The sequence below is a fragment of the Pseudomonas borbori genome, assembly GCF_900115555.1.
GTDB lineage: Bacteria > Pseudomonadota > Gammaproteobacteria > Pseudomonadales > Pseudomonadaceae > Aquipseudomonas > Aquipseudomonas borbori.
Genome location: NZ_FOWX01000005.1, coordinates 141,149 through 164,448, shown reverse-complemented (window position 1 = coordinate 164,448; position 23,300 = coordinate 141,149). Strand labels below are relative to the sequence as shown.

Below are 23,300 nucleotides of genomic sequence, written 5' to 3'. Positions count from 1 at the left end.
GCAAACCGGCTTTTTCGTAACGCCGCAAATCGATCAGGCTTTCGGCAAGGTCACGCCCAGTTGCCCCTGGTATTTGCCACCGCGATCCTTGTAGGACACTTCACACTCCTCGTCGGACTCGAGAAAGAGCATCTGCGCCACGCCCTCGTTGGCGTAGATCTTAGCCGGCAGGGTGGTGGTGTTGGAGAACTCCAGGGTCACATGGCCTTCCCACTCGGGTTCCAACGGGGTGACGTTGACGATGATGCCGCAGCGCGCATAGGTGCTCTTGCCCAGGCAGATGGTCAGCACATTGCGCGGAATGCGGAAGTATTCCACGGTGCGGGCCAGGGCGAAGGAGTTCGGCGGAATGATGCACACATCGCTCTTGACGTCGACGAAGCTCTTTTCATCGAAGTGCTTCGGGTCGACGGTGGCCGAATTGATGTTGGTGAACACCTTGAATTCATCAGCGCAGCGCACATCGTAGCCATAGCTGGAAACACCATAGGAGATCAGCGGCTGACTGCCTTCTGCGCGCACCTGGCGCTCGACGAAAGGCTCGATCATGCCGTGCTCTTGAGCCATGCGGCGAATCCATTTATCCGATTTGATGCTCATGGCGGGTGTCCTGAATAAGCGGGTGATGAAAAAGTGAGCGCATCTTACCGGGGTCGGCGACAGGCTTCAAAGGCTGTCGACCAACGTCCTCGCACCAGCCTGGCTTTACTGCATCCATCGCTAAATAACAGAAAGGCCTACAGAGCGTTCGCGCTTAGCGTTAAAAGCGCGTACAGTAGCGCCACTGTGCTGCATGTGTCACCGCGAATCGCTACTTGATGCCTAGATTTCGATCCAAACATCGTCCGACTCCTAGTACTCGTTGCACTCAGTCCCGGCCTGGGCTTTTCCAGGGCTGTTATTAAAAAATTGTTAGGAGACATAAAATGTCGAATCGTCAGAATGGTACCGTCAAGTGGTTTAACGATGAAAAAGGCTACGGCTTTATCACTCCGCAATCCGGTGACGATCTGTTCGTACACTTCAAAGCTATCCAGAGCGATGGCTTCAAGAGCCTGAAAGAAGGCCAGCAAGTGACTTTCGTGGCCACCCGCGGTCAGAAAGGCATGCAAGCTGAGGAAGTTCAGGTTGTATAACCTGAGCTAAGCTCGCTTGAGAAGAAGCCCCGCCATGTGCGGGGCTTTTTTGTGGCCGACCATCTGGCGAGGGAACGTCATAAGGATGAGGGTGAAGACGCCACGCAGCAATTGCGCGGCGTCGATACCTCAGTCCTCGGATATCACGATGCTCGGCATGGCCTGGGCCTGCTGCCCACCCTGGGCGATGCGTGCACCGACGTTACGCGCGATTTCCTGATAGATCATGGCGATCTGGCTTTGCGGATCGGCGATGGTGGTCGGCTTGCCGCCGTCGGACTGCATGCGAATGGCCATCGACAGCGGCAGGGACGCCAGCAGCTCGACCCCAAACTGCGCCGCCAGCTTCTCGCCGCCACCCTCACCGAACAGATGCTCGGCATGCCCGCAGTTCGAGCAGATGTGCACCGCCATGTTTTCCACCACACCGAGCACCGGGATATTCACCTTGCGGAACATCTCCACGCCCTTCTTGGCATCCAGCAGCGCCAGATCCTGCGGCGTGGTGACGATCACCGCGCCGGATACCGGCACCTTCTGCGCCAGGGTCAGCTGGATGTCGCCGGTACCCGGGGGCATATCGACCACCAGATAATCCAGGTTGCCCCAGGCCGTCTGGGTGAGCAACTGGATCAACGCGCCGGAGACCATCGGCCCGCGCCACACCATAGGGGTGTTCTCATCGCTGAGAAAGGCCATGGACATGACCTCGACGCCGTGCGCCTTGAGCGGCACGAACCACTTCTGCTCCTTCACCTCGGGGCGCGTACCCTCGGCGATGCCGAACATGATGCCCTGGCTCGGCCCATAGATATCCGCGTCGAGAATGCCGACCCTGGCGCCCTCGCGCATCAACGCCAGCGCCAGGTTGGCGGCCGTGGTCGATTTACCCACCCCGCCCTTGCCCGAAGCCACCGCGATCACGTTCTTCACGTTGGCCAGGGCCGGCACCTGGTCTTGGGCCTTGTGCGCCTCGACCAGGCAATCGACCTGGACCTGCGCGCTGTCGACGCCGTCGAGGTTTTCCAGGGCCATTTGCAGCAGCTGCGCCCAGCCGCTCTTGAACAGGCCGGCGGCGTAACCCAGCTGCAGACGCACGCTGACCTTGCCACCCTGGATATCGACCTCACGCAGACAGCCGGCGCTGACCGGATCCTGATCGAGGTGGGGATCGGTGTATTGCGACAGTGCAGCTTCGATCGCTGCGCGGGTAACAGACATAGAGGGCTCCCAGGGAAAGACCGAGAAAAATAGACGGATATCATAGCAGCAGCTGCAAGCTGCACGGGGCAGCGCCCGGAATGCAAGGCTTTTTCTTGTCGCTTCTGGCTTGTAGCTTGCCGCTTCCTTTATAGTTACCGGCTTCCCTGAGTTACCAGTGCAGCCGATTCCCATGAGCGAAGCCCGCAAGATTCTCGTTACCAGCGCCCTGCCCTATGCCAACGGTTCCATCCACCTCGGCCATATGCTCGAGTACATCCAGACCGATATATGGGTGCGCTTCCAGAAGCTGCGCGGCAATCAATGCGTGTACGTCTGCGCCGACGACGCCCATGGCTCGGCGATCATGCTGCGCGCCGAGAAAGAAGGCATCACCCCGGAACAGCTGATCGCCAACGTCAAGGCCGAACACACGGCCGACTTCGGCGACTTTCTGGTGAACTTCGACAACTACCACTCGACCCACTCCGAAGAAAACCGCGAGCTGTCGGCGGCCATCTACCTGAAACTGCGCGACGCCGGGCATATCGCCACCCGTTCGGTGACCCAGTACTTCGACCCGGAAAAGGGCATGTTCCTCGCCGACCGCTTCATCAAGGGCAACTGCCCCAAGTGCGGCGCCGAGGACCAGTACGGCGACAACTGCGAGAAATGCGGCGCCACCTACGAGCCCACCGAGCTGAAGAACCCGCGCTCGGCCATCTCCGGCGCCGTGCCCGAACTGCGCGACTCCAAGCACTTCTTCTTCAAGCTGCCGGACTTCGAGGCCATGCTGAAAAGCTGGACCCGTGGCGGCGCCCTGCAGGATGCGGTGGCCAACAAGATCGCCGAATGGCTGGATTCCGGCCTGCAGGAATGGGACATCAGCCGCGATGCGCCCTACTTCGGCTTCGAGATCCCCGACGAGCCCGGCAAGTACTTCTATGTCTGGCTGGACGCCCCTGTCGGCTACATGGCCAGCTTCAAGAACCTCTGCGCGCGCACGCCCGAGCTGGACTTCGACGCCTTCTGGGGCAAGGACTCCACCGCCGAGCTGTACCACTTCATCGGCAAGGACATCGTCAACTTCCACGCCCTGTTCTGGCCGGCCATGCTCGAAGGCGCGGGCTTGCGCAAGCCGACCGCGGTCGCCGTGCATGGCTACCTGACCGTCAACGGCCAGAAGATGTCCAAGTCGCGCGGCACCTTCATCAAGGCGCGCACCTACCTGGATCATTTGAACCCCGAATACCTGCGTTACTACTACGCCGCCAAGCTGGGCCGCGGCATTGAAGACCTCGACCTCAACCTCGAAGACTTCGTGCAGAAGGTCAACTCGGATCTGGTCGGCAAGGTGGTGAATATCGCCAGCCGCTGCGCCGGCTTCATCCACAAGGGCAACGCCGGCCTGCTGGTCGCCGGCAACGCCGCACCCGAGCTGACCGAGGCCTTCCAGGCCGCCGCGCCGAGCATCGCCGAGGCCTACGAGGCGCGCGACTTTGCCCGCGCCATGCGCGAGATCATGGGCCTGGCCGACCGCGCCAACGCCTGGATCGCCGACAAGGCGCCCTGGGCCCTGGCCAAACAGGACGCCAAGCAGGACGAGGTGCAAGCCATCTGCGCCCTGGGCATCAACCTGTTCCGCCAGCTGCTGATCTTCCTCAAGCCGGTGCTGCCGAAACTGGCCAGCGACGCCGAGGCCTTCCTCAATGTCGCACCGCTGACCTGGGACGACCACCAGAGCCAGCTGGCCAACCACCAACTGAACCCGTTCAGCGCCCTGCTGACCCGTATCGAGCCCACGAAAATCGACGCCATGATCGAAGCCTCCAAAGAAGACCTCGCCGCCAGCGACACCCCGGCGGCGCCTGCCGGCAACGGCGAGCTGGCAAAAGACCCACTGGCCGCCGAAATCGCCTTCGACGCCTTCGCCGCGGTCGACCTGCGCATCGCCCTGATCGAAAAATGCGAGTTCGTCGAAGGCGCCGACAAGCTGCTGCGCCTGACCCTGGACATCGGCGACGCCAAACGCAACGTGTTCAGCGGCATCAAGAGCGCCTACCCGGATCCGAGCCAACTGGAGGGCCGCCTGACCCTGTACGTGGCCAACCTGGCCGCACGCAAGATGAAGTTCGGCATTTCCGAAGGCATGGTCCTGGCCGCCGGCCCCGGCGGCGAGGAAATCTACCTGCTCAGCCCGGACAGCGGCGCCAAACCGGGCCAGCGGGTCAAGTAAACACCTGCGGCGGATTGGCGCAGCGTGCCCCAACCCGCCGCGCCAGCCTTATGCCAGCCACTCAGGGGCGCTGATCCAGCTTGTGTGGCCGGATCGGCTTGCCGATAATAGTCGCCCTTGAACATATGAGTCGCGCAGCGACGTCATCCTTCTGACCTTCTACCCCTGGGAGAAGGTGGCGCGCAGCGCCGGATGAGGGAAACGGCCTTTTGCCTGTCCACCAACGGAACCCGCAATGACCGAACTCGCCTTGATCATGGTCAGCGCCATCCTGGTCAATAACTTCGTGCTGGTGCAGTTTCTCGGCCTGTGCCCGTTCATGGGCGTGTCGAAGAAGATCGAGACGGCCATCGGCCTGTCCCTGGCCACCACCTTCGTCCTGACCCTGGCGGCCATGTGCAGCTACCTGGTCCAGCAATACGTGCTCAAGCCGCTGGATCTGGAGTTTCTGCGCACCATCAGCTTTATCCTGGTGATCGCGGTGACCGTGCAGTTCACCGAGATGGTGGTGAACAAGACCAGCCCGCTGCTGTACCGCGTGCTCGGCATCTTCCTGCCGCTGATCACCACCAACTGCATCGTCCTCGGCGTGGCCCTGCTCAACGCCAACAAGGCCGAGTTCTCTTTCATCACGGCCACCGCCCACGGCTTTGCCGCCGGCCTGGGCTTCTCCCTAGTGCTGGTGCTGTTCGCCGCCATGCGCGAGCGCATCGCCATCGCCGACGTACCGAAGAGTTTCCAGGGTGCCGCCATCGGCATGGTCACCGCCGGCCTTATGTCGCTGGCCTTCATGGGCTTTACCGGGCTGATCAAGCTATGAGCCTGGTGCTGATCGCCGTTCTGGCATTGTTCGCACTGTGCCTGGTCTGTGGCGCCATCCTCGGCTTCGCCGCGGTGCGCTTCAAGGTCGAAGGCAACCCGATCGCCGAGCAGATCAACGCCCTGTTGCCGCAGACCCAATGCGGCCAGTGCGGCTATCCCGGCTGCAAGCCTTACGCCGAGGCGATTGCCAGCGGCGACAAGATCAACAAATGCCCACCGGGCGGCGAAGCGACCATCCAGGCACTGGCCGACCTGCTGGATGTCGAGGCCGAACCGCTAGACGCCGTGGAAGGCGAAAAACCGCAGATGGTCGCCTACATCCGCGAGGCCGAGTGCATCGGCTGCACCAAATGCATTCAGGCCTGCCCGGTGGACGCCATCGTCGGCGCGGCCAAGCAGATGCACACGGTGATCGTCTCCGAATGCACCGGCTGCGACCTCTGCGTCGAACCCTGCCCGGTGGATTGTATCGACATGATCCCGCTGGGCAGCAGCGTGCAGAGCTGGAAGTGGAGCAAGCCCCTGCCACCCGGCCAGTTGATCGCCAGCGATCGGGAGCAGGCAGCATGACGGCAATGCAACCCCTGGTTTGGGATATTCCCGGCGGCATTCATCCGCCGGAGCGCAAGCACCTCTCCAACCGCACGCCGATCCAGCCGGCACCACTGCCCAGGCGCCTGGTGTTGCCGCTCAACCAGCACATAGGTGCGCCGGCCGAACCGGTGGTTGCCCTGGGCCAACGGGTACTCAAGGGTCAACTGATCGCCTCTGCCACTGGTTTCGTCAGCGCGGCGCTGCATGCGCCGACCTCAGGCACCGTCAGTTTCATCGGGCCGCAGCCTTACCCGCATGTCTCCGGCATGCTCGCCCCGGCCATCGTCATCGACAGCGACGGCCTGGATCAGTGGTGCGAGCTGACGCCCTGCCCGGACTACCGCCATCTGCCAAACAGCGACCTGCTGGAGATGATCCGCCAGGCCGGGATCGGCGGCCTGGGCGGCGCCGGCTTCCCCACGGCGGTCAAGCTCAACGCGCGACCGACCCAGAAGATCCATACCCTGGTGATCAACGGCACCGAGTGCGAGCCCTATATCACCGCCGACGATCTGCTGATGCGCGAGCGCACCGAACAACTGATCTCCGGCATCGACATCCTCGCCCAACTGATCCAGCCGGACCAGGTGCTGATCGGCGTCGAAGACAACAAGCCTGAAGCCATCGCCGCACTGCGCGCGGCCTTGCGCGAGCGCAGCTATCAACTGCGGGTATTCCCGACCAAATACCCCTCCGGCGGCGAAAAGCAGCTGATCCAGATTCTCACCGGCGTCGAGGTGCCCAGCGGCGGCCTGCCGGCGGATATCGGCATCCTCTGCCAGAACGTCGGCACCTGCAAAGCCATCCACGACGCGGTGGTGCTCGGCAAACCGCTGATCTCGCGCATCACCACCCTCACCGGCGAAGCCCTGGCGCGGCCGACGAACGTCGAGGTGCTGCTGGGTACTCCGGTGGGCGAACTGCTGGAGTTTGCCGGACTCGAGCGCGGCAAGCTCGACCGCCTGATCATGGGCGGGCCGATGATGGGCTTTACCCTGCCCGACTTCGACGTGCCACTGATCAAGACCACCAACTGCCTGCTCGCGGCGACCAGCGCCGAATTGCCGCCACCGCCGCCGGCCATGCCCTGCATCCGCTGCGGCGAGTGCGCCGAGGTCTGCCCGGCCAGCCTGCTGCCGCAGCAGCTGCACTTCTTCGCCATCGGCCAGGAACATGAGCAGCTCAAGGCGCACAACCTGTTCGACTGCATCGAATGTGGTGCCTGCGCCTATGTCTGCCCGTCAAGCATCCCGCTGGTGCAGTACTACCGCGCGGCCAAGGGCGAGATTCGCGACCTGGAACAGAAGCAGCTCAAGGCCGAACAGTCCAAGCAGCGCTTCGAGCTGCGCCAGGAGCGTCTGCGCCGCGCCGAAGAGCAGAAAGAGGCCGAGCGCAAGGCCCGCGCCGAGAAAGCCGCCCGCGCCAAGGCCGCCCAGGCCGAGGCGCCAGCGAGCACCGACGGCGCGCAGGCAGGCAAACCGGCTGGCCTCGGCGACGAGCTGAAGAGACTCAAGATCGAAGCCAGCATGGCCCAGGTCGCGCTGAAGAAGGCCGAGAAACAACTGACGGCCCACGCCACGCCCGAACTGCAGGTCCAGGTCGACCAACTGCGCAGTGCCGCAACAGCCGCACAACAGGCCCTGGATGCCGCCCTGGAGGCCAGCCCGCCAGCAGCAACCCCTGCGGCGGATGAGGGCGCATTGAAAAAAGCCAAGATCGACGCCGCCATGCTCCGCGCCCAGCTGCGCAAGCTGGAGAAACTCGAGGCCCCGGACGACGACCAGCAGGCCGAACTGGCCCGCCTGCGCCAGCAGCTCGAAGAAGCCGAAAAAGCCCTGACCAGCCTGCAAACCGCGCCGCCGGCAACGCCGGTCGACGACGGCGCCCTGAAAAAAGCCAAGATCGACGCCGCCATGCTCCGCGCCCAGCTGCGCAAGCTGGAGAAGCTCGAGGTCCCGGACGACGACCAGCAGGCCGAACTGGCGCGCCTGCGCCAGCAGCTCGAAGAAGCCGAAAAAGCCCTGGCCGAGCTGCAAACCGCGCCAACGGCAACGCCGGTCGACGACAGCGCCCTGAAGAAAGCCAAGATCGACGCCGCCATGCTCCGCGCCCAGCTGCGCAAGCTGGAGAAACTCGAGGCCCCGGACGACGACCAGCAGGCCGAACTGGCCCGCCTGCGCCAGCAGCTCGAAGAGGCGGAAAAGGCTTTGGCCGGCCTGCAAACCGCGCCGCCGGCAACGCCGGTCGACGACGGCGCCCTGAAGAAGGCCAAGATCGAACTGGCAATGAAACGCGCCGAGCTGAGAAAAGCCGAGAAAGCCGGCAGCGATGACGCCGCACTGGGCAGTCTGCGCGATGCGTTGGCTCAGGCCGAACAGGCCCTGCACACCGCCGAAGCGGCGTCCGCCAAGCCTGCACCAACACTGGTGCGCGCGACCGACGACGCCACCCGCAGCCTGAAAACCGAAGTGGCCTTCGCCCGCGCCGACCTGCGCAAGCTGGAACGCGACGACAGCAGCGCCACCGACACCCTGGCCGCAGCCCGGCAACGCTTGGCAGAAGCCGAACAGAAACTGCAGGAACACGCAGACTAACCGACACCCTGTAACCCAGATGCAATCCCGGGCATCCCCGGGATCGCATCTGGGCCACATTTTGAACAGCTGTTAAGGCCGCGCACCGCGCCGCCAACGCAAGACACCAACCGGAGCGCCAATGGCCCTGCCCCGCATCACATCGCCCCACGCCAAGGGCAGCAATCGTACCCAGCAGGTGATGCTGCAGGTGCTGCTGGCCACAGTGCCCGGCGTGCTCGCCCTGACCTGGCTGTTCGGCTTCGGCACCCTGATCAACCTGCTCTGGGCCAGTGCCTGCGCCCTGGGCTTCGAGGCGGCGATCCTGGCCCTGCGCCAGCGCCCCCTGGCGTTCTTCCTCAAGGACTACAGCGCCTTGGTCACCGCGGTGCTGTTGGCCCTGGCTCTACCGCCCTACTCGCCCTGGTGGCTGACCCTGATCGCCACCGGCTTCGCCATCGTCTTCGGCAAGCAACTGTACGGCGGCCTCGGGCAGAACCCGTTCAACCCGGCGATGCTCGGTTATGTGGTGGTGCTGATCTCCTTCCCGGTGGAAATGACCAGTTGGCCGGCGCCGCACGCGGTCGGCCCGCTCGATGGCCTGCAGCACATTTTCGGCCTGGCCGCCCTGCCCGATGGCTGGACCCAGGCCACCGCACTGGATGCCATCAAGATCAATAAAAGCCTGACCATGGACGAACTCTGGGCACAAAGCCCGGCGTTCGGCCGCTTCGGCGGCACTGCGGTCGAGGCGGTCAATCTGGCCTTTCTCGCCGGCGGCCTCTACCTGCTCTACAGGCGCCTGTTCAGTTGGCACGCGCCCGTGGGCATGCTCGCCGCCCTGGCGCTCATGAGCCTGCTGTTCTGGAACGGCTCCGGCTCGGACTCCAACGGCTCGCCGCTGTTTCACCTGCTCACCGGCGCCACCATGCTCGGTGCCTTCTTCATCGTCACCGACCCGGTATCCGGCGCCACCAGCAATAGTGGCCGGCTGATCTTCGGCGTCGGGGTCGGCGTGCTGGTCTATGTGATCCGCGCCTGGGGCGGTTACCCGGATGCCGTGGCCTTCGCCGTACTGCTGATGAACCTGGCCGCACCAACCATCGATTACTACACGAGGCCGCGCACCTACGGTCATCGCAAGCCGACTCGCGGCTTCAAGTTGGGAGAATAGAGCATGCTCCCGGAAATCAGCCGTTCGATGCTGAAAAACAGCCTGGTGCTCGGCCTCTTCGCCGTCGTCACTGTGGGCCTGGTGACACTGATCCAGCAAGCCACCGCCTCGCGGATCGAGGCCTCCGCGCGCGACGCTCAAGTACGCGCGCTGGGCCAGATCCTGCCGCCCGGCAGCTATGACAACCACCTGCTGGATAACAGTATTCGCCTGCACGACCCCCTGCTCGGCAGCCGCAGCCCGCAGCCCGCTTACATCGCGCTGAAGGATGGTCGCGCCAGCGCAGTGATCCTCCAGGCCACCGCGCCGGACGGTTACAGCGGCGCGATCCGCTTGCTGGTCGGCATTCAAGCCGATGGTCGCCTGGCCGGCGTGCGCGTACTCAACCACCGTGAGACCCCCGGCCTGGGCGACAAGATCGAGCTGAGCAAAAGCAACTGGATCCAGGGTTTCATCGGCAAGTCGCTGAGCAACCCGGGTGAAAGCGGCTGGGCGGTGAAGAAGGATCGCGGCGAATTCGATCAGTTCGCCGGCGCCACCATCACGCCGCGCGCGGTGGTCAAGGCGGTGCATAACGCGCTGTTGTATTTCGATGAGCATCGCGCCGAACTGCTGGTTGCCGGCGCTAACGCCTTGCCCGACTCCGCAGCCAGCGATGCACCCGCCGCTAGCGCCGTCGGCCTGCCGGCCGGCGAGGACGACGGCAGCGCCCCCGACGATCGAGGAACCGCGCCATGAGCAGCCCCAGCTATCGCGACATCACCCTTAACGGCCTGTGGAAGAACAACCCGGCGCTGGTCCAGCTGCTCGGCCTCTGCCCGCTGCTCGGCGTCAGCAACTCCACGGTCAACGCCCTCGGCCTGGCGCTGGCCAGCGCGGTGGTGCTGATCTGCTCCAACACCGCGGTGTCGCTGGTGCGCGGCGTGGTCAATACCGCCGTGCGCCTGCCGGCCTTCGTGATGATCATCGCCGCCCTGACCACCTGCATCGAACTGCTGATGCAGGCCTTCACCTACGAGCTGTACCAGATCCTCGGCATCTTCATCCCGCTGATCACCACCAACTGCGTGATCCTCGGCCGCGCCGATGGCTTCGCGGCGAAGAACGACCCCGGCCGCGCCGCCTATGACGGCCTGGTCATGGGCCTGGGTTTCGGCGCAGTACTGGTCATGATCGGTGCCCTGCGCGAGCTGTTCGGCACCGGCGCAGTATTGGCCAACATGCACCTGCTGTTCGGCCCGATCGCGGCCGACTGGCAGCTGACCCTTTTCACCGACTACCGAGGCTTCCTGCTGGCCATACTGCCGCCCGGCGCCTTCATCATGCTCGGCCTGCTGATTGCCGGAAAGAACCGCATCGACCAAATACTGGCCGAACGGGCCAGGGCCACGCAGCCGCAAGCACCGGCACAAAGCCGTCGGGTCAGGGTCACCGGAGTGATCGAGTGAATGCCGCCAAGCGCCGCGAAATCTTTCGTCGCCTGCAGGAAGACAATCCCGAGCCCAAGACCGAGCTGGCCTACAGCTCGCCTTTCGAGCTGCTGATCGCGGTGATCCTCTCGGCCCAGGCCACCGATGTCGGGGTCAACAAGGCCACCGCCAAGCTGTTCCCGGTAGCCAATACCCCCGAGGCCATCCATGCCCTTGGGGTCGAAGGCTTGAGCGAATACATCAAGACCATCGGCCTGTACAACGGCAAGGCGAAGAACATCATCGAGACCTGCCGCCTCCTGGTGGAAAAACATGGCAGCCAGGTGCCGCAGACCCGCGAAGAGCTCGAGGCCTTGCCCGGAGTCGGGCGCAAGACCGCCAACGTGGTGCTCAATACGGCTTTTCGCCAGCTGACCATGGCCGTGGATACGCATATTTTCCGGGTTAGCAACCGTACCGGCATCGCCCCCGGCAAGAATGTGCTGGAGGTGGAAAAGAAGTTGCTGAAGTTCGTGCCCACGGAATTTCTCCTCGATTCACACCACTGGCTGATCCTTCATGGCCGCTATGTGTGCCAGGCGCGCAAGCCGCGCTGCGGCAGTTGCCGCATCGAAGACCTGTGCGAATACAAGCACAAGACCTCGGACGATTGAGTTTTCAATAATTCGACGCCTGATCGATTGAAAAAATCTTTTTTACCCGCCCCGATTTTGCCGCTATAAGGTGCGCAAATGGCCTTGCAGCCGGGAGTGGAAAACATGAGCACTGGTAAAGAAGACCTCGAGCTCGACGAAGACTTTGTCGCAGAAGATGCGGACGATGGCGAAGCCCCTGTGGAGGTTGCCAAAACCAACCTGACCAAGCGGCGTGTCATCGACAACTTCCTCGAAGAGCGGCGCTTGCACAAACAACTGGCCGAATATGACTTCGACCTGTGAGCCCAAGCCGATATGAAAAAGCCCCGCAGATTTGCGGGGCTTTTTCATTTTTATCGGGCGCACCTGGGGGTGTCACCAGGGATCGTCAATCCTTGCGCGACGGCGACAACAACTCGATCTTGTAACCGTCCGGGTCCTCGACGAAGGCCAGGATGCTGCTGCCGTGCTTCATCGGCCCCGGCTCGCGGGTGATCTTGCCGCCACGGGCACGGATGTCGTCACAGGCCTTGTACACATCCGCCACTTCCAGGGCGATATGGCCGTAGCCGGTGCCCAGCTCGTAGCTGTCCACGCCCCAGTTATGGGTCAGCTCGATCACGCTGTTGTGCGCCTCGTCGCCGTAGCCGACGAAGGCCAGGGTGAACTGGCCGTCCGGATAATCCTTGCGCCGCAACAGGGTCATGCCCAGCACGTCGGTGTAGAAGGCGATGGATTTATCCAGATCGCCGACTCGCAGCATGGTGTGCAGCAGTCTCATCGGGTTCCTCCTCTTTACGACCCTATAAATGCAAACCCCGGCTTATGGCCGGGGCTGCGTTTTGCCTGTAGGAGCGAGCTTGCTCGCAATTGTTTCGCGAGCAAGGACTCGGCGCCCCTCGCTCCTACATTAGCCTTAGAGCAGCTTGCGGCCCTTGCCCGCCGCGATGCGCATGCGCAGCGCATTGAGCTTGATAAAGCCACCGGCATCGGCCTGATTGTAGGCGCCGGCGTCGTCCTCGAAAGTGGCTATATTGGCATCGAACAGCGAATCGTCGGACTTGCGCCCGGTGATGATCACGTTGCCCTTGTACAGCTTCATGCGCACCACGCCGTTCACGTTGGCCTGGGAAGCATCGATCATCTGTTGCAGCATCAGACGCTCGGGGCTCCACCAGAAACCGTTGTAGATCAGGCTGGCGTACTTGGGCATCAGCTCGTCTTTGAGGTGGGCGACTTCGCGGTCCAGGGTGATCGACTCGATGGCGCGGTGGCCCTTGAGCATGATGGTGCCGCCGGGGGTCTCGTAGCAGCCACGCGACTTCATGCCGACGAAGCGGTTCTCGACGATATCCAGACGACCGATGCCGTTCTCGCCGCCGATGCGGTTCAACTCGGCCAGCACAGTGGCCGGGCTCATGTCCTTGCCGTCGATGGCGACGATGTCGCCGGCGCGGTAGGTCAGCTCGATATAGGTCGGGGCATCCGGCGCCGCCTCGGGGGAGACGGTCCACTTCCACATGTCTTCTTCGTGCTCGGTCCAGGTATCCTCCAGCACGCCGCCTTCATAGGAGATGTGCAGCAGGTTGGCGTCCATGGAGTACGGCGACTTCTTCTTGCCGTGACGCTCGATCGGGATTTCGTGCTTGGCGGCGTAGTCCATCAGCTTCTCGCGCGACAGCAGGTCCCACTCGCGCCACGGGGCGATGACTTTCACACCGGGTTTGAGGGCGTAGGCCCCCAGTTCGAAACGCACCTGGTCGTTGCCCTTGCCGGTGGCGCCGTGGGAGATGGCGTCGGCGCCGGTCTCGTTGGCGATCTCGATCAGGCGCTTGGCGATCAGCGGACGGGCGATGGAGGTGCCCAGCAGGTACTCGCCTTCGTAGACGGTGTTGGCGCGGAACATCGGGTAGACGAAGTCGCGGACGAACTCTTCGCGCAGGTCGTCGATGTAGATTTCCTTGACGCCCATGGCCTTGGCCTTGGCGCGGGCCGGCTCGACTTCTTCGCCCTGGCCGAGGTCGGCGGTGAAGGTCACCACTTCGCAGTTATAGGTGTCTTGCAGCCACTTGAGGATCACGGAGGTGTCCAGGCCACCGGAATATGCCAGGACTACCTTGTTTACGTCGGCCATGCCAATCAACTCCACGGGGTTGTTCGGGAAAACCCGTGATTCTACTGATCGCGCAGGATGATTTACAGCACCGCGACAGCCGGTGACGACGAAGCGCCAACGCCCTACCCCGCCCAGATCGACCTGGACGCCGCTGCAGCTACTGCTACAGCGGGGTTTCAGGCGCTTCAGAGGCCTCGGCGACACGCGCCAACGCCACGCTTACCCGGCGGTTCTTGGCGCGATTGGCTTGACTGTTATTGGGTGCCAGCGGGTAACGCTCGCCATGAAAGCGCAGGGTGATCTGCTCGGCCGGCACGCCATTGGCCTTCAGGTACTCCATCACCGCCAGGGCGCGGCGCCGCGACAGGTCGCGATTGGTCAAACGATTGCCGCTGTTGTCGGCATGCCCGTCGAGCTCGATGCGATTGACGCTGGGGTCGGCCTTGAGATAACCGAGGATGATGTCCAGCTTGGCCTGGGCTTGCGGCGCCAGATCCACGCCACCGCCCGGAAAGCCGACATGGGACTGGCGGATCTGCTCGAAATTGACCGGCAACAGCTTGGCCGTGCAGGCCAGATAATCGTTGTAGGCCTGACGGAATCTGACCGGCAGCAAGCGCACTTCGAGGCCGTCGCCAGCATGCCGGGTACGATGGCGAATCAGCGGGCTACGGCCCTCGAGCAAGCCGGCGAGCAGACGACTGGCCTGCTCCTGGGTACTGCTGAAAGGCATCTCACCGTCGCCAACCCTGACCGAGCCCAGGTTGATATCGCCGCGCCCCGGTTGCCAGGGCGCAGCCGCCGCCAGCAGGGTCGCCGAACCGGTGCCCAGCCAACGCTCGGCCACCTGCAAATTGAAGGTCGCCTGCTCGCCGGCCCGGCGCACGAAGATTCCCGCGCCGAAGTCGGTGATCGGCTGGCTCAGGCGGCACTCGAACTGGTCACCGGCAACCGCCCACTCGACCTTCTCCAAGCGGGTCTGAAAGGTGATGGCTAGCGCTGGCTGACTGGCCAACAGGCACAGGAGGACGACTGACGGCGGACGCACGGAAGACTCCAGAAAATACCACGTACCCTCTGACTATCGGTGCCGCCGGGCAAAACTTGAGCCGCCGATTGCCTGGACGTCCGCTTGATCGCTTACCCGACCTAGCTTTTAGCGCGACAGCTCATCACCCACGAGCCGCTTTCGGCGTGCCCTGACGGGGCTTTTCCGGTAGCATTCCCGGCACGTAATGCCCGCCTGGAAACTTCCATGACCGACCGCCTCACTCTGCTGCGTCCCGACGACTGGCACATTCACCTGCGCGATGGCGCCGTGCTGCCGCACACGGTCGCCGACGCCGCCCGGACCTTCGCCCGCGCCATCATCATGCCCAACCTGGTGCCGCCGGTACGCAATGCCAGCGAGGCCGATGCCTACCGCCAGCGGATTCTCGCCGCACGTCCGGCCGGCAGTCGTTTCGAGCCCTTGATGGTGCTCTACCTCACCGACCTGAGCAGCCCGGCCGATGTGCGCGCGGCCAAAGCTTCGGGCTTTGTCCATGCGGCCAAGCTCTACCCGGCCGGCGCCACCACCAATTCCGATTCCGGTGTGACCAGCATCGACAAGATCTTCCCGACCCTCGAGGCCATGGCCGAAGTCGGCCTGCCGCTGCTGGTGCACGGTGAAGTGACGCGCAGCGAGATCGATGTCTTCGACCGCGAAAAGTACTTTATCGACGAACAACTGAGCCGGGTGGTCGAGCGCTTCCCGACCCTCAAGGTGGTGTTCGAGCACATCACCACCCGTGACGCGGTCGAATTCGTCAATGCCGCACCGGCCAACGTCGGCGCCACCATCACCGCCCACCACCTGCTGTACAACCGCAACCACATGCTGGTCGGCGGCATCCGCCCGCACTTCTACTGCCTGCCGATTCTCAAGCGCAACCTGCACCAGGAAGCGCTGCTCGACGCCGCCACCAGCGGCAGCGCCAGGTTCTTCCTCGGCACCGACTCGGCGCCGCATGCCCGGCACGCCAAGGAAGCCGCCTGCGGTTGCGCCGGCTGCTACAGCGCCTATGCCGCCCTCGAGCTGTACGCCGAGGCCTTCGAGCAGCGCAACGCGCTGGACAGACTCGAAGCCTTCGCCAGCCAGCATGGCCCCGACTTCTACGGCCTGCCGCGCAACAGCGAGACCGTCACCCTGGTTCGTCAGGACTGGATCGTGCCTGGCGAACTACCGCTGGGCGAGCAAACCGTAATCCCGCTGCGCGCCGGTGAGAAACTGCGCTGGCGCCTGCTGGAGGACAACGCGTGAGCGGCGAACATTTCGACACCGAGCTGGATCACCCGAATGCCGGCAGCGGCTCGCGCCATCCGATGGCGGAACGCTTTCGCGGCTACCTGCCGGTCGTCGTGGATGTGGAAACCGGCGGCTTCAACTGCGCCACCGATGCCCTGCTGGAAATCGCCGCCACCACCATCGGCATGGATGAAGGCGGCTTCCTCTACCCCGAGCACACCCTGTTCTTCCGCGTCGAGCCCTTCGCCGGCGCCAATATCGAACAGGCGGCCCTGGACTTCACCGGGATCAAGCTCGATCACCCCCTGCGCATGGCGGTCAGCGAAGAACACGCGCTGAGCGAGATTTTCCGCAGCCTGCGCAAATCGCTGAAAGCCAATGGTTGCAAGCGGGCGATCCTGGTCGGACACAACAGCAACTTCGACCTCGGCTTCCTCAATGCCGCCGTCATGCGCTGCGACATCAAGCGCAACCCTTTCCACCCTTTCTCCAGCTTCGACACCGCCACCCTCGCCGGCCTCGCCTACGGCCAGACAGTGCTGGCCAAGGCCTGCCAGGCCGCCGGCATCGAGTTCGACGGCCGCGAAGCCCACTCGGCGCGCTACGACACCGAAAAAACCGCCGAACTGTTCTGCGGCATTGTCAACCGCTGGAAGGAAATGGGCGGCTGGCACGACTTCGACGACTGAAACCTCTATTCATTCGTAGGAGCGGGGTACGCCCAGCACCATGCCCCGAACGGCTGTACCAGGCACTAAAGCCTCGCGGCCATGGACCGCTCCTACATTAATGAAGCCCTGCCACAAAACCGGCATCGAGCCGGTTTTTTTGAACGTCGCGCAAGCCTTACAGGCTGGCAGCGTTCTCGACCAGACCGTTTGCCCTGGCCCGCCTAGACCGTTCATCTGCTGCGCGCGAATTCGGCCGCTAGACTGAAATAGTGTTTTGACAAGCATTCTCATTACTATTAGTATCGATCGCAACCAACCACTGTCATGCGACGGGCCTTATTCATGTACGTTTGCCTCTGCGAAGGTGTCACCGACAACCAGATCCGCGACGCAATCTTCGAAGGTTGCTGCAGCTACCGTGACGTGCGCACCACTCTCGGCGTCGCCAGCCAATGCGGCAAATGCGCCTGCCTGGCCAAACAAGTGGTTCGCGACACCCTCAGCGAAGTGCAGAGCAGTCAGGCCGCCCTGGCCTATCCAGCGAATTTTGTTGCGGCCTGAATCAGGCGATGTAAACAACCGGACCTCGTGTCCGGTTTTTTATGCCTGTAATTCAAGTGCTTAGGCTCCGGATACGGAGTAAAATCGTTCTTGTTAGTATTTATTTCTATTGAAATTTCAAATACTTAGGTTTGACAGACGGTATTACCCGGCCCAGAATTTCACATTACCTATTCCAGCAAGGCAGCTCAGACTATGAAAGGCGATAAGAAAGTCATCCAGCATCTGAACAAGGTTCTCGGTAACGAGTTGGTCGCCATCAACCAGTACTTCCTGCACGCACGGATGTACGAAGACTGGGGCCTGAAGAAACTCGGCGAGCACGAGTACCACGAATCCATCGACGAGATGAAGCATGCGGACAGGCTGATCAAGCGCATCCTCTTCCTCGAAGGCCTGCCGAACGTACAGGACCTCGGCAAGCTGCTGATCGGTGAAAACACCAAGGAAATGCTCGAGTGCGACCTGAAGATCGAGCACAAGGCACACATTGACCTGAAGGCAGCGATTGCCTATTGCGAAAGCATTGGCGACTACGCCAGTCGCGAACTGCTGGAAGAAATCCTCTGCTCGGAAGAAGACCATATCGACTGGCTGGAAACCCAGCTGAGTCTGCTCGAAGCCGTCGGCCTGCAGAACTACCTGCAGTCGCAGATGGACGACTGATCACGCGCAATCACAGACGCAAAAACGGGAGCCAATGGCTCCCGTTTTTCTATCTGCAGATCAGCGGCTTCAGAAGCTGTAACTGACCCCGACAATGGCGCTACGTGGCATCTGCCCACGGGCACCGGCCGGCTGGCGGGCGATGATGTCGTCTGTGCTGTCGGTCAGGTTGAGCAGGTTGAGGTAGACCTCGGTCTGCTTGTCCAGGGCGTAGCGGGTGGCCAAGTCGACGGTGTAGTAACTGTCGATCTTCTCGTAGGTATTGCAGGTGGCGAAACTGCAGGTGTTGTCATACCAACTGGTACGCAGATCCGTGGCGAAGCCCTGCTCGTTGCGATAGCCGACGCTCAACACGGCCTGATGTTCCGGCAGGTTGGGCAGGGCATCGCCCTTCTCCACTGAGCCGAAGAACTCGTTGCTGAACGAGGTCTGGAACTCGCTCTCGGTCCAGGTGTAGGTCAGCGCCACCGGGATGGTGAAGCCATTGCCGCGCACCAGCTCATAGCCCAAGCGCGACTCGATGCCATAGACCTCGACTTCGCCACCGTTGAACTGATCGCCCGGATCGCAGTTGGCGCCCGTGGAGGCCGTGCAGGTGCCCAGCAGGTTATCGTAATCGCTGTAGAAGCCGACCACTTCGGCGGACAAACGCCCGTCGTTGTAGCGCGCGCCCAGCTCGTAGTTCAGCGCCTCCTCGACGTCGGCACCGACGCTGGAGGTCGGGGAGAAGCCTTCGTGCACGCCGGCCAGCAGACTCCACTGCGGGTTCAGCTTGTACAGGGCGCCCAGGCCGAACAGGGTTTCGCGGTCGTGCTGGTCCTGCTTGCCGTCGTTGCGCCGGCCGATCTTGTAGTCCTCCACGCGCATGCCCGGGGTCAGGGTCAAGTCGCCCAGCCTGATCGCATCGGTGACGTAGTAGGACAGCGCCTTGGCACGCTGCAATTGCTTGGCCTCATGGCTGCGCGAGACGAAACCCAGGTTGCCATTGGCGTCCTGCTGAAAGCGGTCGCTGTACTGGTCGCGGAATTCCTGGTCCTCATGGTAGCGCGCACCCAGCTCCAGGCCGTGCTCGATGCTGCCCAGTTGCAGATCCTTGTTGAGCTTGGTCTGGATACCCTTGGACTGGTATTTGCGGAAGTTGCCCTTGACGTCCACTCGTCCGGCGGCGTTGCCGTCGAGAATCGCCTGGGCGTTGGCCTGACTGCCCACGCCGCCGCAGTTGCCGCCGAAGTTGGCGCAGTTGAAAAAGTTGCCCAGGCTCAGGCCGCCGATCTTGTCGACCTTGTACCAGTTGCGCTGGAACTCGTGGTAGTAGGCCTGGGTGCTGACGCGCAAGTCGCCGGTGTCGACCAGGTAACCCAGGGTGGTGCCCTTGAAGTTGTTGCGCATGTTATCCAGCTTGCTCAGGCCATAACGGCGCTCACTGTCACGCTTGAAGTCGCGGTCGGTAAGGCCGACGTAAGTCTGGTCGGAGTCTTCCTGGGCGTACTGCAGTTTCAGGTCCAGCTGGTGATAGATAGCGGCACCCGGGTCGGAGTTGAGACGCAGCTTGACCATCAGGTCGTCCTTGTCGAAGCCGGTCTTATCGGAAGCGCGGTCGATGTCGGCATAGCCGTCGGTGGCTTGGGTGTGCCCCTCTACCAACCAGCCGAAGTTGCTGCTGGAGCCGCCCACGTGGGCGTGGGTGCGGTACATATTGTCGCTGCCCAGCTCCTGGGTGAAACGACCGGCGAAAGGTTCAACCGGAATCGCCGTGGACAGCAGGTTGAGCGCACCGCCGATGGTGTAAGGGCCATTGGCAATGGCCGCCGGCCCCTTGAGCACCTCGACTCCGGCGATACGGCCGGTGGTCGGGAAGTAATAGGCCGCCGGTGCGGCATAGGTGGCCGGGGCGATGAGGATGCCATCTTCCATCAGGGTGATACGCTGCGAACGCTCGCCAGCGGCACCACGGATGCCGATGTTCGGCCGCAGGCCGTAGCCATCCTCGCTGCGCAGGTAGACCCCCGGGACCTCGGCCAGCACGCGATTGATATCGGTGTACTTGAATTTATCCAGGTCTTCCTGGGTCAGCACGGTGCCGGAGCCGGGCAACTCGGCGGCCTTGGCCTTGCTGCCGATGATCTCGCTGGAACCCAGCTTGAGCGGCTCTGCCGCCTGGGCCCAGGTGGCTCCACTGGCCAGTGCGACGGCCAGGGTCAGGAACGAATAGCGCATGTTTATCCCCCAATTTGACAGTTTCTTTACAAATTGGCGGGCATCCTAATTTAAAGACAATCATTCTCAAACACATTTAAAAAAAATATTCATCCGCAACGGAACTAAATACGCATTCAGCTGTATGCCGCACGCAGAAAAAACCCCGCCTCAGCGGGGTTTCTCAACATAAAGCCGACTCAGGCGTCAGCTTTCTGCACGGCGTTCTTGATCAGGGCCTGTAACTCACCGTTCTCGAACATCTCGGTCATGATGTCGCTGCCGCCGACCAGTTCGCCGCCAACCCAGAGCTGCGGGAAGGTCGGCCAGTTGGCGTACTTCGGCAAATTGGCGCGGATTTCCGGGTTCTGCAGAATGTCGACATAGGCGAATTTTTCCCCACAGGCCATCACCGCCTGGGCGGCTTTGGAGGAAAAACCGCACTGCGGGGCATTCGGCGAGCCTTTCATGTACAACAGAACGGTGTTGTTGGCGATCTGTTCTTTGATGGTTTCGATGATATCCATGGGGCACCTCAGGTCTTAACTTCCCGACTCAAGGGTCGGCGCTGTGGCAGCATTGTAGCGAAAAGCCGAGCGCAATGCTCGGCCTTGACGCGGCTCGGTCAACCCGTGCCGGGCTACGGGCGCTATGGGGAATTAGGGATGGGGGATCGAGCCCCGCCATCGAGGCCAGCACAACCTCATTCCTCATCCCCCATTCCTCTCAAGCCCTAGCCGGGTCTACGATGCCGCAGACCTTGCACATGGACATGGGGTCTAGCGCAATCAGGCGGCCTCCACTTCGACCGGCACACCATTGAGCGCCGCGTTGCCGGACAGGGCATCGAGCTGACGCTCGTCAGTCAGGTCGTTGGCACTGGCGCCCGGTTGCGCACTGGCGATGGCCATCTGCACCTCGGGGCGGGCATGGCCCCAGCCGTGGGGCAAGCTGACCACGCCGGGCATCATCTCCTCGCTGGCGGCGACTTCCACCTCGATGGCGCCGACCCGCGAACGCACGCTCACCAACTGCCCGTCGCTGAGACCGCGCCGGGCCAGATCCTGCGGATTCATCAGCAGTTGATGGCGCGGCTTACCCTTCACCAGACGGTGGTAGTTGTGCATCCAGGAGTTGTTGCTGCGCACATGACGGCGGCCGATCAGCAGCAACCCGCCCGCCTTGGGCGCAACCTGCCCGGCGAAGCGTTGCAGATCCGCCATGATGATGCCAGGCGCCGCCTGCACTGTCTGGGTCGGGGTTTTCAATCGACCAACCAGGTTCGGCTTGAGCGCGCCCAGGTCCAAGCCATGGGGATGCTCGCGCAGGGCCGCCAGAGACAGCTTGCGCGCGGACTTGTCGCCATAAGGCCCCGCGCGCAGGCCCATGTCGATCATCTGCTCGGGAGGCATGCTCGGACGCAACTCGCCGCCGGTTTTCGCCGCAAAGGCTTTGGCCAGACCGATGAAGATTTCCCAGTCATGCAGCGCGCCCGCCGGCTTGGCCAGCACCGCCTCGTTGAAGCGGGTGACGTTGCGCACGGCGAACAGATTGAAGGTGGTGTCGTAGTGATCGTGCTCCAGCGGCCCGCTGGGTGGCAGGATCAGGTCGGCATAGCGGGTGGTTTCATTGATATAGAAGTCGATGCTGAGCATGAACTCCAAGCCGTCCAGCGCCTGCTCCAACTGCCGGCCGTTGGGCGTGGACAACACCGGGTTGCCCGCCACCGTGACCAGCGCACGAATCTGCCCCTCGCCCGGGGTGAGCATTTCCTCGGCCAGGGCCGACACCGGCAGCTCGCCGCCGTATTCCGGCAACGCGGAAACCCGGCTCTGCCAGCGATTGAAATGCCCGCCCGACGTCGCGGCGACCAGGTCCACTGCCGGTTCGGTGCACAGCGCACCACCGACACGGTCGAGATTGCCGGTCGTCAGGTTGATCAACTGCACCAGCCACTGGCACAGGGTGCCAAAGGCCTGGGTGGAAACACCCATGCGGCCATAGCAGACCGCCTTGTCGGCCGCCGCAAAATCGCGCGCCAGCTGGCGGATGGTTGCGGCAGGCACGCCACAACGCTCGCTCATGGCCTCGGCGGTAAAACCGGCGATGGCCTGACGTACCTCGTCCAGCCCATCTACCGGCAGATGGCTGGCGCGGGCGAGGTGCTCCTCGAACAGGGTATTGAGCAGGCCGAACAACAGCGCCGCGTCCTGACCCGGACGGACGAAAATGTGCTGATCGGCAATCGCCGCCGTCTCGCTACGCCGCGGGTCGACCACCACCAGCTTGCCGCCGCGCGCCTTGATCGCCTTGAGGCGTTTTTCCACGTCCGGCACCGTCATGATGCTGCCGTTGGAGGCCAGCGGGTTGCCGCCCAGGATCAGCATGAAGTCGGTGTGGTCGATATCGGGGATGGGGATCAGCAGGCCGTGGCCGTACATCAGGTGGCTGGTCAGGTGATGCGGCAACTGATCGACCGAGGTGGCGGAATAGCGGTTGCGGGTTTTCAACTGGCCGAGGAAGTAGTTGCTGTGGGTCATCAGCCCGTAGTTGTGCACACTCGGGTTGCCCTGATAGACCGCCACGGCGTTCTGCCCATGGCGCGCCTGAATCTCGCTCAGGCGCCCGGCGACCAGCTCGAAGGCCTCGTCCCAGTCGATGGTCTGCCACTGCTTGCCGACCCGCCGCATCGGTTGGCGCAGGCGGTCGGGGTCGCTCTGAATATCCTGCAAGGCCACGGCCTTGGGGCAGATATGGCCGCGACTGAAGCTGTCCTGGGCGTCGCCCCTGATCGAGCGGATCTGCGTCGAGCCGTCATCCTGGGTTTGTGTTTCGATGGTCAGGCCACAGATGGCCTCGCACAAATGGCACGCACGGTGATGGAGGGTCTTGGTCATGGCCTGGCCTCATATTCTTGTTCAAACGAGCGCAACGGTCGCTACGAACATGACTATGGGGACTGCAGAGGGACTGTGCCAGTAGCGTTCGTCTCATGAATCGGCC

The 23,300-nt window shown here is 62.9% G+C and carries 22 protein-coding genes; 14 read left to right on the top strand and 8 right to left on the bottom strand.

Annotated features, from left to right (window positions below):
* Positions 1-33 precede the first annotated feature (33 nt).
* Positions 34-600, bottom strand: coding sequence for a dCTP deaminase (gene dcd, locus BM315_RS05475; RefSeq protein WP_090498619.1), 567 nt, complete (start codon positions 598-600; stop codon positions 34-36).
* A gap of 326 nt (positions 601-926) precedes the next feature.
* Between dcd and BM315_RS05470 the strand changes: the two genes are divergently transcribed.
* Positions 927-1,136: a cold-shock protein gene (locus BM315_RS05470; RefSeq protein ID WP_090498617.1), complete on the top strand. Its 210-nt coding sequence runs from the start codon at positions 927-929 to the stop codon at positions 1,134-1,136.
* A gap of 129 nt (positions 1,137-1,265) precedes the next feature.
* On the opposite strand, the gene apbC is transcribed toward BM315_RS05470, so the two are convergent.
* Positions 1,266-2,357 carry an iron-sulfur cluster carrier protein ApbC gene (gene apbC / locus BM315_RS05465; RefSeq protein ID WP_090498615.1) on the bottom strand — a complete coding sequence of 364 codons (1,092 nt, stop codon included), beginning with the start codon at positions 2,355-2,357 and terminating at the stop codon, positions 1,266-1,268.
* Positions 2,358-2,529: 172 nt separating this feature from the next.
* On the opposite strand from apbC, the gene metG reads away from it, so the two are divergent.
* The 9 genes from metG to BM315_RS05420 all read left to right on the top strand — a co-directional run bounded on the left by metG (position 2,530) and on the right by BM315_RS05420 (position 12,103).
* Positions 2,530-4,572 (top strand): methionine--tRNA ligase, encoded by a 2,043-nt coding sequence (gene metG, locus BM315_RS05460; RefSeq protein ID WP_090498613.1) that lies wholly within the window; start codon positions 2,530-2,532, stop codon positions 4,570-4,572.
* A gap of 235 nt (positions 4,573-4,807) precedes the next feature.
* Entirely contained in the window at positions 4,808-5,392 is a 585-nt protein-coding gene (gene rsxA / locus BM315_RS05455) for an electron transport complex subunit RsxA (protein ID WP_090498611.1), read from the top strand.
* The gene (rsxB, locus tag BM315_RS05450; RefSeq protein ID WP_090498610.1) at positions 5,389-5,964 is read left to right on the top strand and encodes an electron transport complex subunit RsxB; all 576 of its coding nucleotides are present in this window, start codon (positions 5,389-5,391) and stop codon (positions 5,962-5,964) included. Before rsxA ends, rsxB begins: the two co-directional genes overlap by 4 nt.
* Positions 5,961-8,582, top strand: a complete 2,622-nt coding sequence (gene rsxC, locus BM315_RS05445; protein WP_090498608.1) for an electron transport complex subunit RsxC — start codon at positions 5,961-5,963, stop codon at positions 8,580-8,582. The genes rsxB and rsxC overlap by 4 nt, the downstream gene beginning before the upstream one ends.
* Positions 8,583-8,703: 121 nt before the next feature.
* On the top strand, positions 8,704-9,735 hold the full coding sequence (locus tag BM315_RS05440; RefSeq protein ID WP_090498606.1) for an RnfABCDGE type electron transport complex subunit D: 1,032 nt from the start codon (positions 8,704-8,706) through the stop codon (positions 9,733-9,735).
* A 3-nt stretch (positions 9,736-9,738) separates the two neighbouring features.
* On the top strand, positions 9,739-10,473 hold the full coding sequence (rsxG, locus tag BM315_RS05435) for an electron transport complex subunit RsxG (RefSeq protein ID WP_090498604.1): 735 nt from the start codon (positions 9,739-9,741) through the stop codon (positions 10,471-10,473).
* Complete coding sequence (locus tag BM315_RS05430) at positions 10,470-11,183, top strand: electron transport complex subunit E (protein ID WP_090498602.1); 714 nt, start codon at positions 10,470-10,472, stop codon at positions 11,181-11,183. The genes rsxG and BM315_RS05430 overlap by 4 nt, the downstream gene beginning before the upstream one ends.
* Positions 11,180-11,818 (top strand): endonuclease III, encoded by a 639-nt coding sequence (gene nth / locus BM315_RS05425; protein ID WP_090498601.1) that lies wholly within the window; start codon positions 11,180-11,182, stop codon positions 11,816-11,818. Before BM315_RS05430 ends, nth begins: the two co-directional genes overlap by 4 nt.
* 105 nt (positions 11,819-11,923) lie before the next feature.
* On the top strand, positions 11,924-12,103 hold the full coding sequence (locus BM315_RS05420) for a PA3496 family putative envelope integrity protein (RefSeq protein ID WP_090498755.1): 180 nt from the start codon (positions 11,924-11,926) through the stop codon (positions 12,101-12,103).
* 85 nt (positions 12,104-12,188) lie between these two features.
* Here BM315_RS05420 and gloA read toward each other — a convergent pair whose 3' ends face one another.
* From gloA to BM315_RS05405, 3 genes are all read right to left on the bottom strand, one after another.
* Positions 12,189-12,581 carry a lactoylglutathione lyase gene (gene gloA / locus BM315_RS05415; RefSeq protein ID WP_090498599.1) on the bottom strand — a complete coding sequence of 131 codons (393 nt, stop codon included), beginning with the start codon at positions 12,579-12,581 and terminating at the stop codon, positions 12,189-12,191.
* A 135-nt stretch (positions 12,582-12,716) separates the two neighbouring features.
* The gene (locus BM315_RS05410; RefSeq protein ID WP_090498598.1) at positions 12,717-13,934 is read right to left on the bottom strand and encodes an argininosuccinate synthase; all 1,218 of its coding nucleotides are present in this window, start codon (positions 13,932-13,934) and stop codon (positions 12,717-12,719) included.
* Positions 13,935-14,079: 145 nt separating this feature from the next.
* Positions 14,080-14,964: a flagellar protein MotY gene (locus tag BM315_RS05405; protein ID WP_090498596.1), complete on the bottom strand. Its 885-nt coding sequence runs from the start codon at positions 14,962-14,964 to the stop codon at positions 14,080-14,082.
* Positions 14,965-15,171: 207 nt separating this feature from the next.
* On the opposite strand from BM315_RS05405, the gene pyrC reads away from it, so the two are divergent.
* From pyrC to bfr, 4 genes are all read left to right on the top strand, one after another.
* A complete protein-coding gene (pyrC, locus tag BM315_RS05400) occupies positions 15,172-16,218 on the top strand; it encodes a dihydroorotase (RefSeq protein WP_090498595.1) in 1,047 nt (348 codons plus the stop codon).
* Positions 16,215-16,892, top strand: a complete 678-nt coding sequence (gene rnt / locus BM315_RS05395; RefSeq protein ID WP_090498593.1) for a ribonuclease T — start codon at positions 16,215-16,217, stop codon at positions 16,890-16,892. The genes pyrC and rnt overlap by 4 nt, the downstream gene beginning before the upstream one ends.
* A 324-nt stretch (positions 16,893-17,216) precedes the next feature.
* The gene (locus tag BM315_RS05390; RefSeq protein WP_090498591.1) at positions 17,217-17,435 is read left to right on the top strand and encodes a bacterioferritin-associated ferredoxin; all 219 of its coding nucleotides are present in this window, start codon (positions 17,217-17,219) and stop codon (positions 17,433-17,435) included.
* Positions 17,436-17,630: 195 nt separating this feature from the next.
* Positions 17,631-18,101 (top strand): bacterioferritin, encoded by a 471-nt coding sequence (gene bfr, locus BM315_RS05385; RefSeq protein ID WP_090498589.1) that lies wholly within the window; start codon positions 17,631-17,633, stop codon positions 18,099-18,101.
* A 69-nt stretch (positions 18,102-18,170) separates the two neighbouring features.
* Here the strand turns inward: bfr and BM315_RS05380 are convergent, their stop codons facing one another.
* The 3 genes from BM315_RS05380 to BM315_RS05370 all read right to left on the bottom strand — a co-directional run bounded on the left by BM315_RS05380 (position 18,171) and on the right by BM315_RS05370 (position 23,194).
* A complete protein-coding gene (locus BM315_RS05380; protein WP_090498587.1) occupies positions 18,171-20,318 on the bottom strand; it encodes a TonB-dependent receptor family protein in 2,148 nt (715 codons plus the stop codon).
* A 179-nt stretch (positions 20,319-20,497) separates the two neighbouring features.
* Positions 20,498-20,824 carry a Grx4 family monothiol glutaredoxin gene (grxD, locus tag BM315_RS05375; RefSeq protein WP_090498585.1) on the bottom strand — a complete coding sequence of 109 codons (327 nt, stop codon included), beginning with the start codon at positions 20,822-20,824 and terminating at the stop codon, positions 20,498-20,500.
* A gap of 261 nt (positions 20,825-21,085) precedes the next feature.
* Positions 21,086-23,194, bottom strand: coding sequence for a molybdopterin oxidoreductase family protein (locus tag BM315_RS05370; RefSeq protein ID WP_090498583.1), 2,109 nt, complete (start codon positions 23,192-23,194; stop codon positions 21,086-21,088).
* Positions 23,195-23,300: the final 106 nt, after the last annotated feature.

Bases quoted from the DNA above. Each gene is read 5' to 3' on its own strand.
- BM315_RS05430 (WP_090498602.1), top strand. From the start codon at position 10,470: ATGAGCAGCCCCAGCTATCGCGACATCACCCTTAACGGCCTGTGGAAG.
- gloA (WP_090498599.1), bottom strand. From the start codon at position 12,581: ATGAGACTGCTGCACACCATGCTGCGAGTCGGCGATCTGGATAAATCC.
- BM315_RS05380 (WP_090498587.1), bottom strand. From the start codon at position 20,318: ATGCGCTATTCGTTCCTGACCCTGGCCGTCGCACTGGCCAGTGGAGCC.
- grxD (WP_090498585.1), bottom strand. From the start codon at position 20,824: ATGGATATCATCGAAACCATCAAAGAACAGATCGCCAACAACACCGTT.
- pyrC (WP_090498595.1), top strand. From the start codon at position 15,172: ATGACCGACCGCCTCACTCTGCTGCGTCCCGACGACTGGCACATTCAC.
- BM315_RS05470 (WP_090498617.1), top strand. From the start codon at position 927: ATGTCGAATCGTCAGAATGGTACCGTCAAGTGGTTTAACGATGAAAAA.
- BM315_RS05420 (WP_090498755.1), top strand. From the start codon at position 11,924: ATGAGCACTGGTAAAGAAGACCTCGAGCTCGACGAAGACTTTGTCGCA.
- metG (WP_090498613.1), top strand. From the start codon at position 2,530: ATGAGCGAAGCCCGCAAGATTCTCGTTACCAGCGCCCTGCCCTATGCC.
- rsxC (WP_090498608.1), top strand. From the start codon at position 5,961: ATGACGGCAATGCAACCCCTGGTTTGGGATATTCCCGGCGGCATTCAT.
- BM315_RS05440 (WP_090498606.1), top strand. From the start codon at position 8,704: ATGGCCCTGCCCCGCATCACATCGCCCCACGCCAAGGGCAGCAATCGT.
- BM315_RS05390 (WP_090498591.1), top strand. From the start codon at position 17,217: ATGTACGTTTGCCTCTGCGAAGGTGTCACCGACAACCAGATCCGCGAC.
- BM315_RS05370 (WP_090498583.1), bottom strand. From the start codon at position 23,194: ATGACCAAGACCCTCCATCACCGTGCGTGCCATTTGTGCGAGGCCATC.
- apbC (WP_090498615.1), bottom strand. From the start codon at position 2,357: ATGTCTGTTACCCGCGCAGCGATCGAAGCTGCACTGTCGCAATACACC.
- BM315_RS05410 (WP_090498598.1), bottom strand. From the start codon at position 13,934: ATGGCCGACGTAAACAAGGTAGTCCTGGCATATTCCGGTGGCCTGGAC.
- dcd (WP_090498619.1), bottom strand. From the start codon at position 600: ATGAGCATCAAATCGGATAAATGGATTCGCCGCATGGCTCAAGAGCAC.
- rsxG (WP_090498604.1), top strand. From the start codon at position 9,739: ATGCTCCCGGAAATCAGCCGTTCGATGCTGAAAAACAGCCTGGTGCTC.
- bfr (WP_090498589.1), top strand. From the start codon at position 17,631: ATGAAAGGCGATAAGAAAGTCATCCAGCATCTGAACAAGGTTCTCGGT.
- rsxA (WP_090498611.1), top strand. From the start codon at position 4,808: ATGACCGAACTCGCCTTGATCATGGTCAGCGCCATCCTGGTCAATAAC.
- rsxB (WP_090498610.1), top strand. From the start codon at position 5,389: ATGAGCCTGGTGCTGATCGCCGTTCTGGCATTGTTCGCACTGTGCCTG.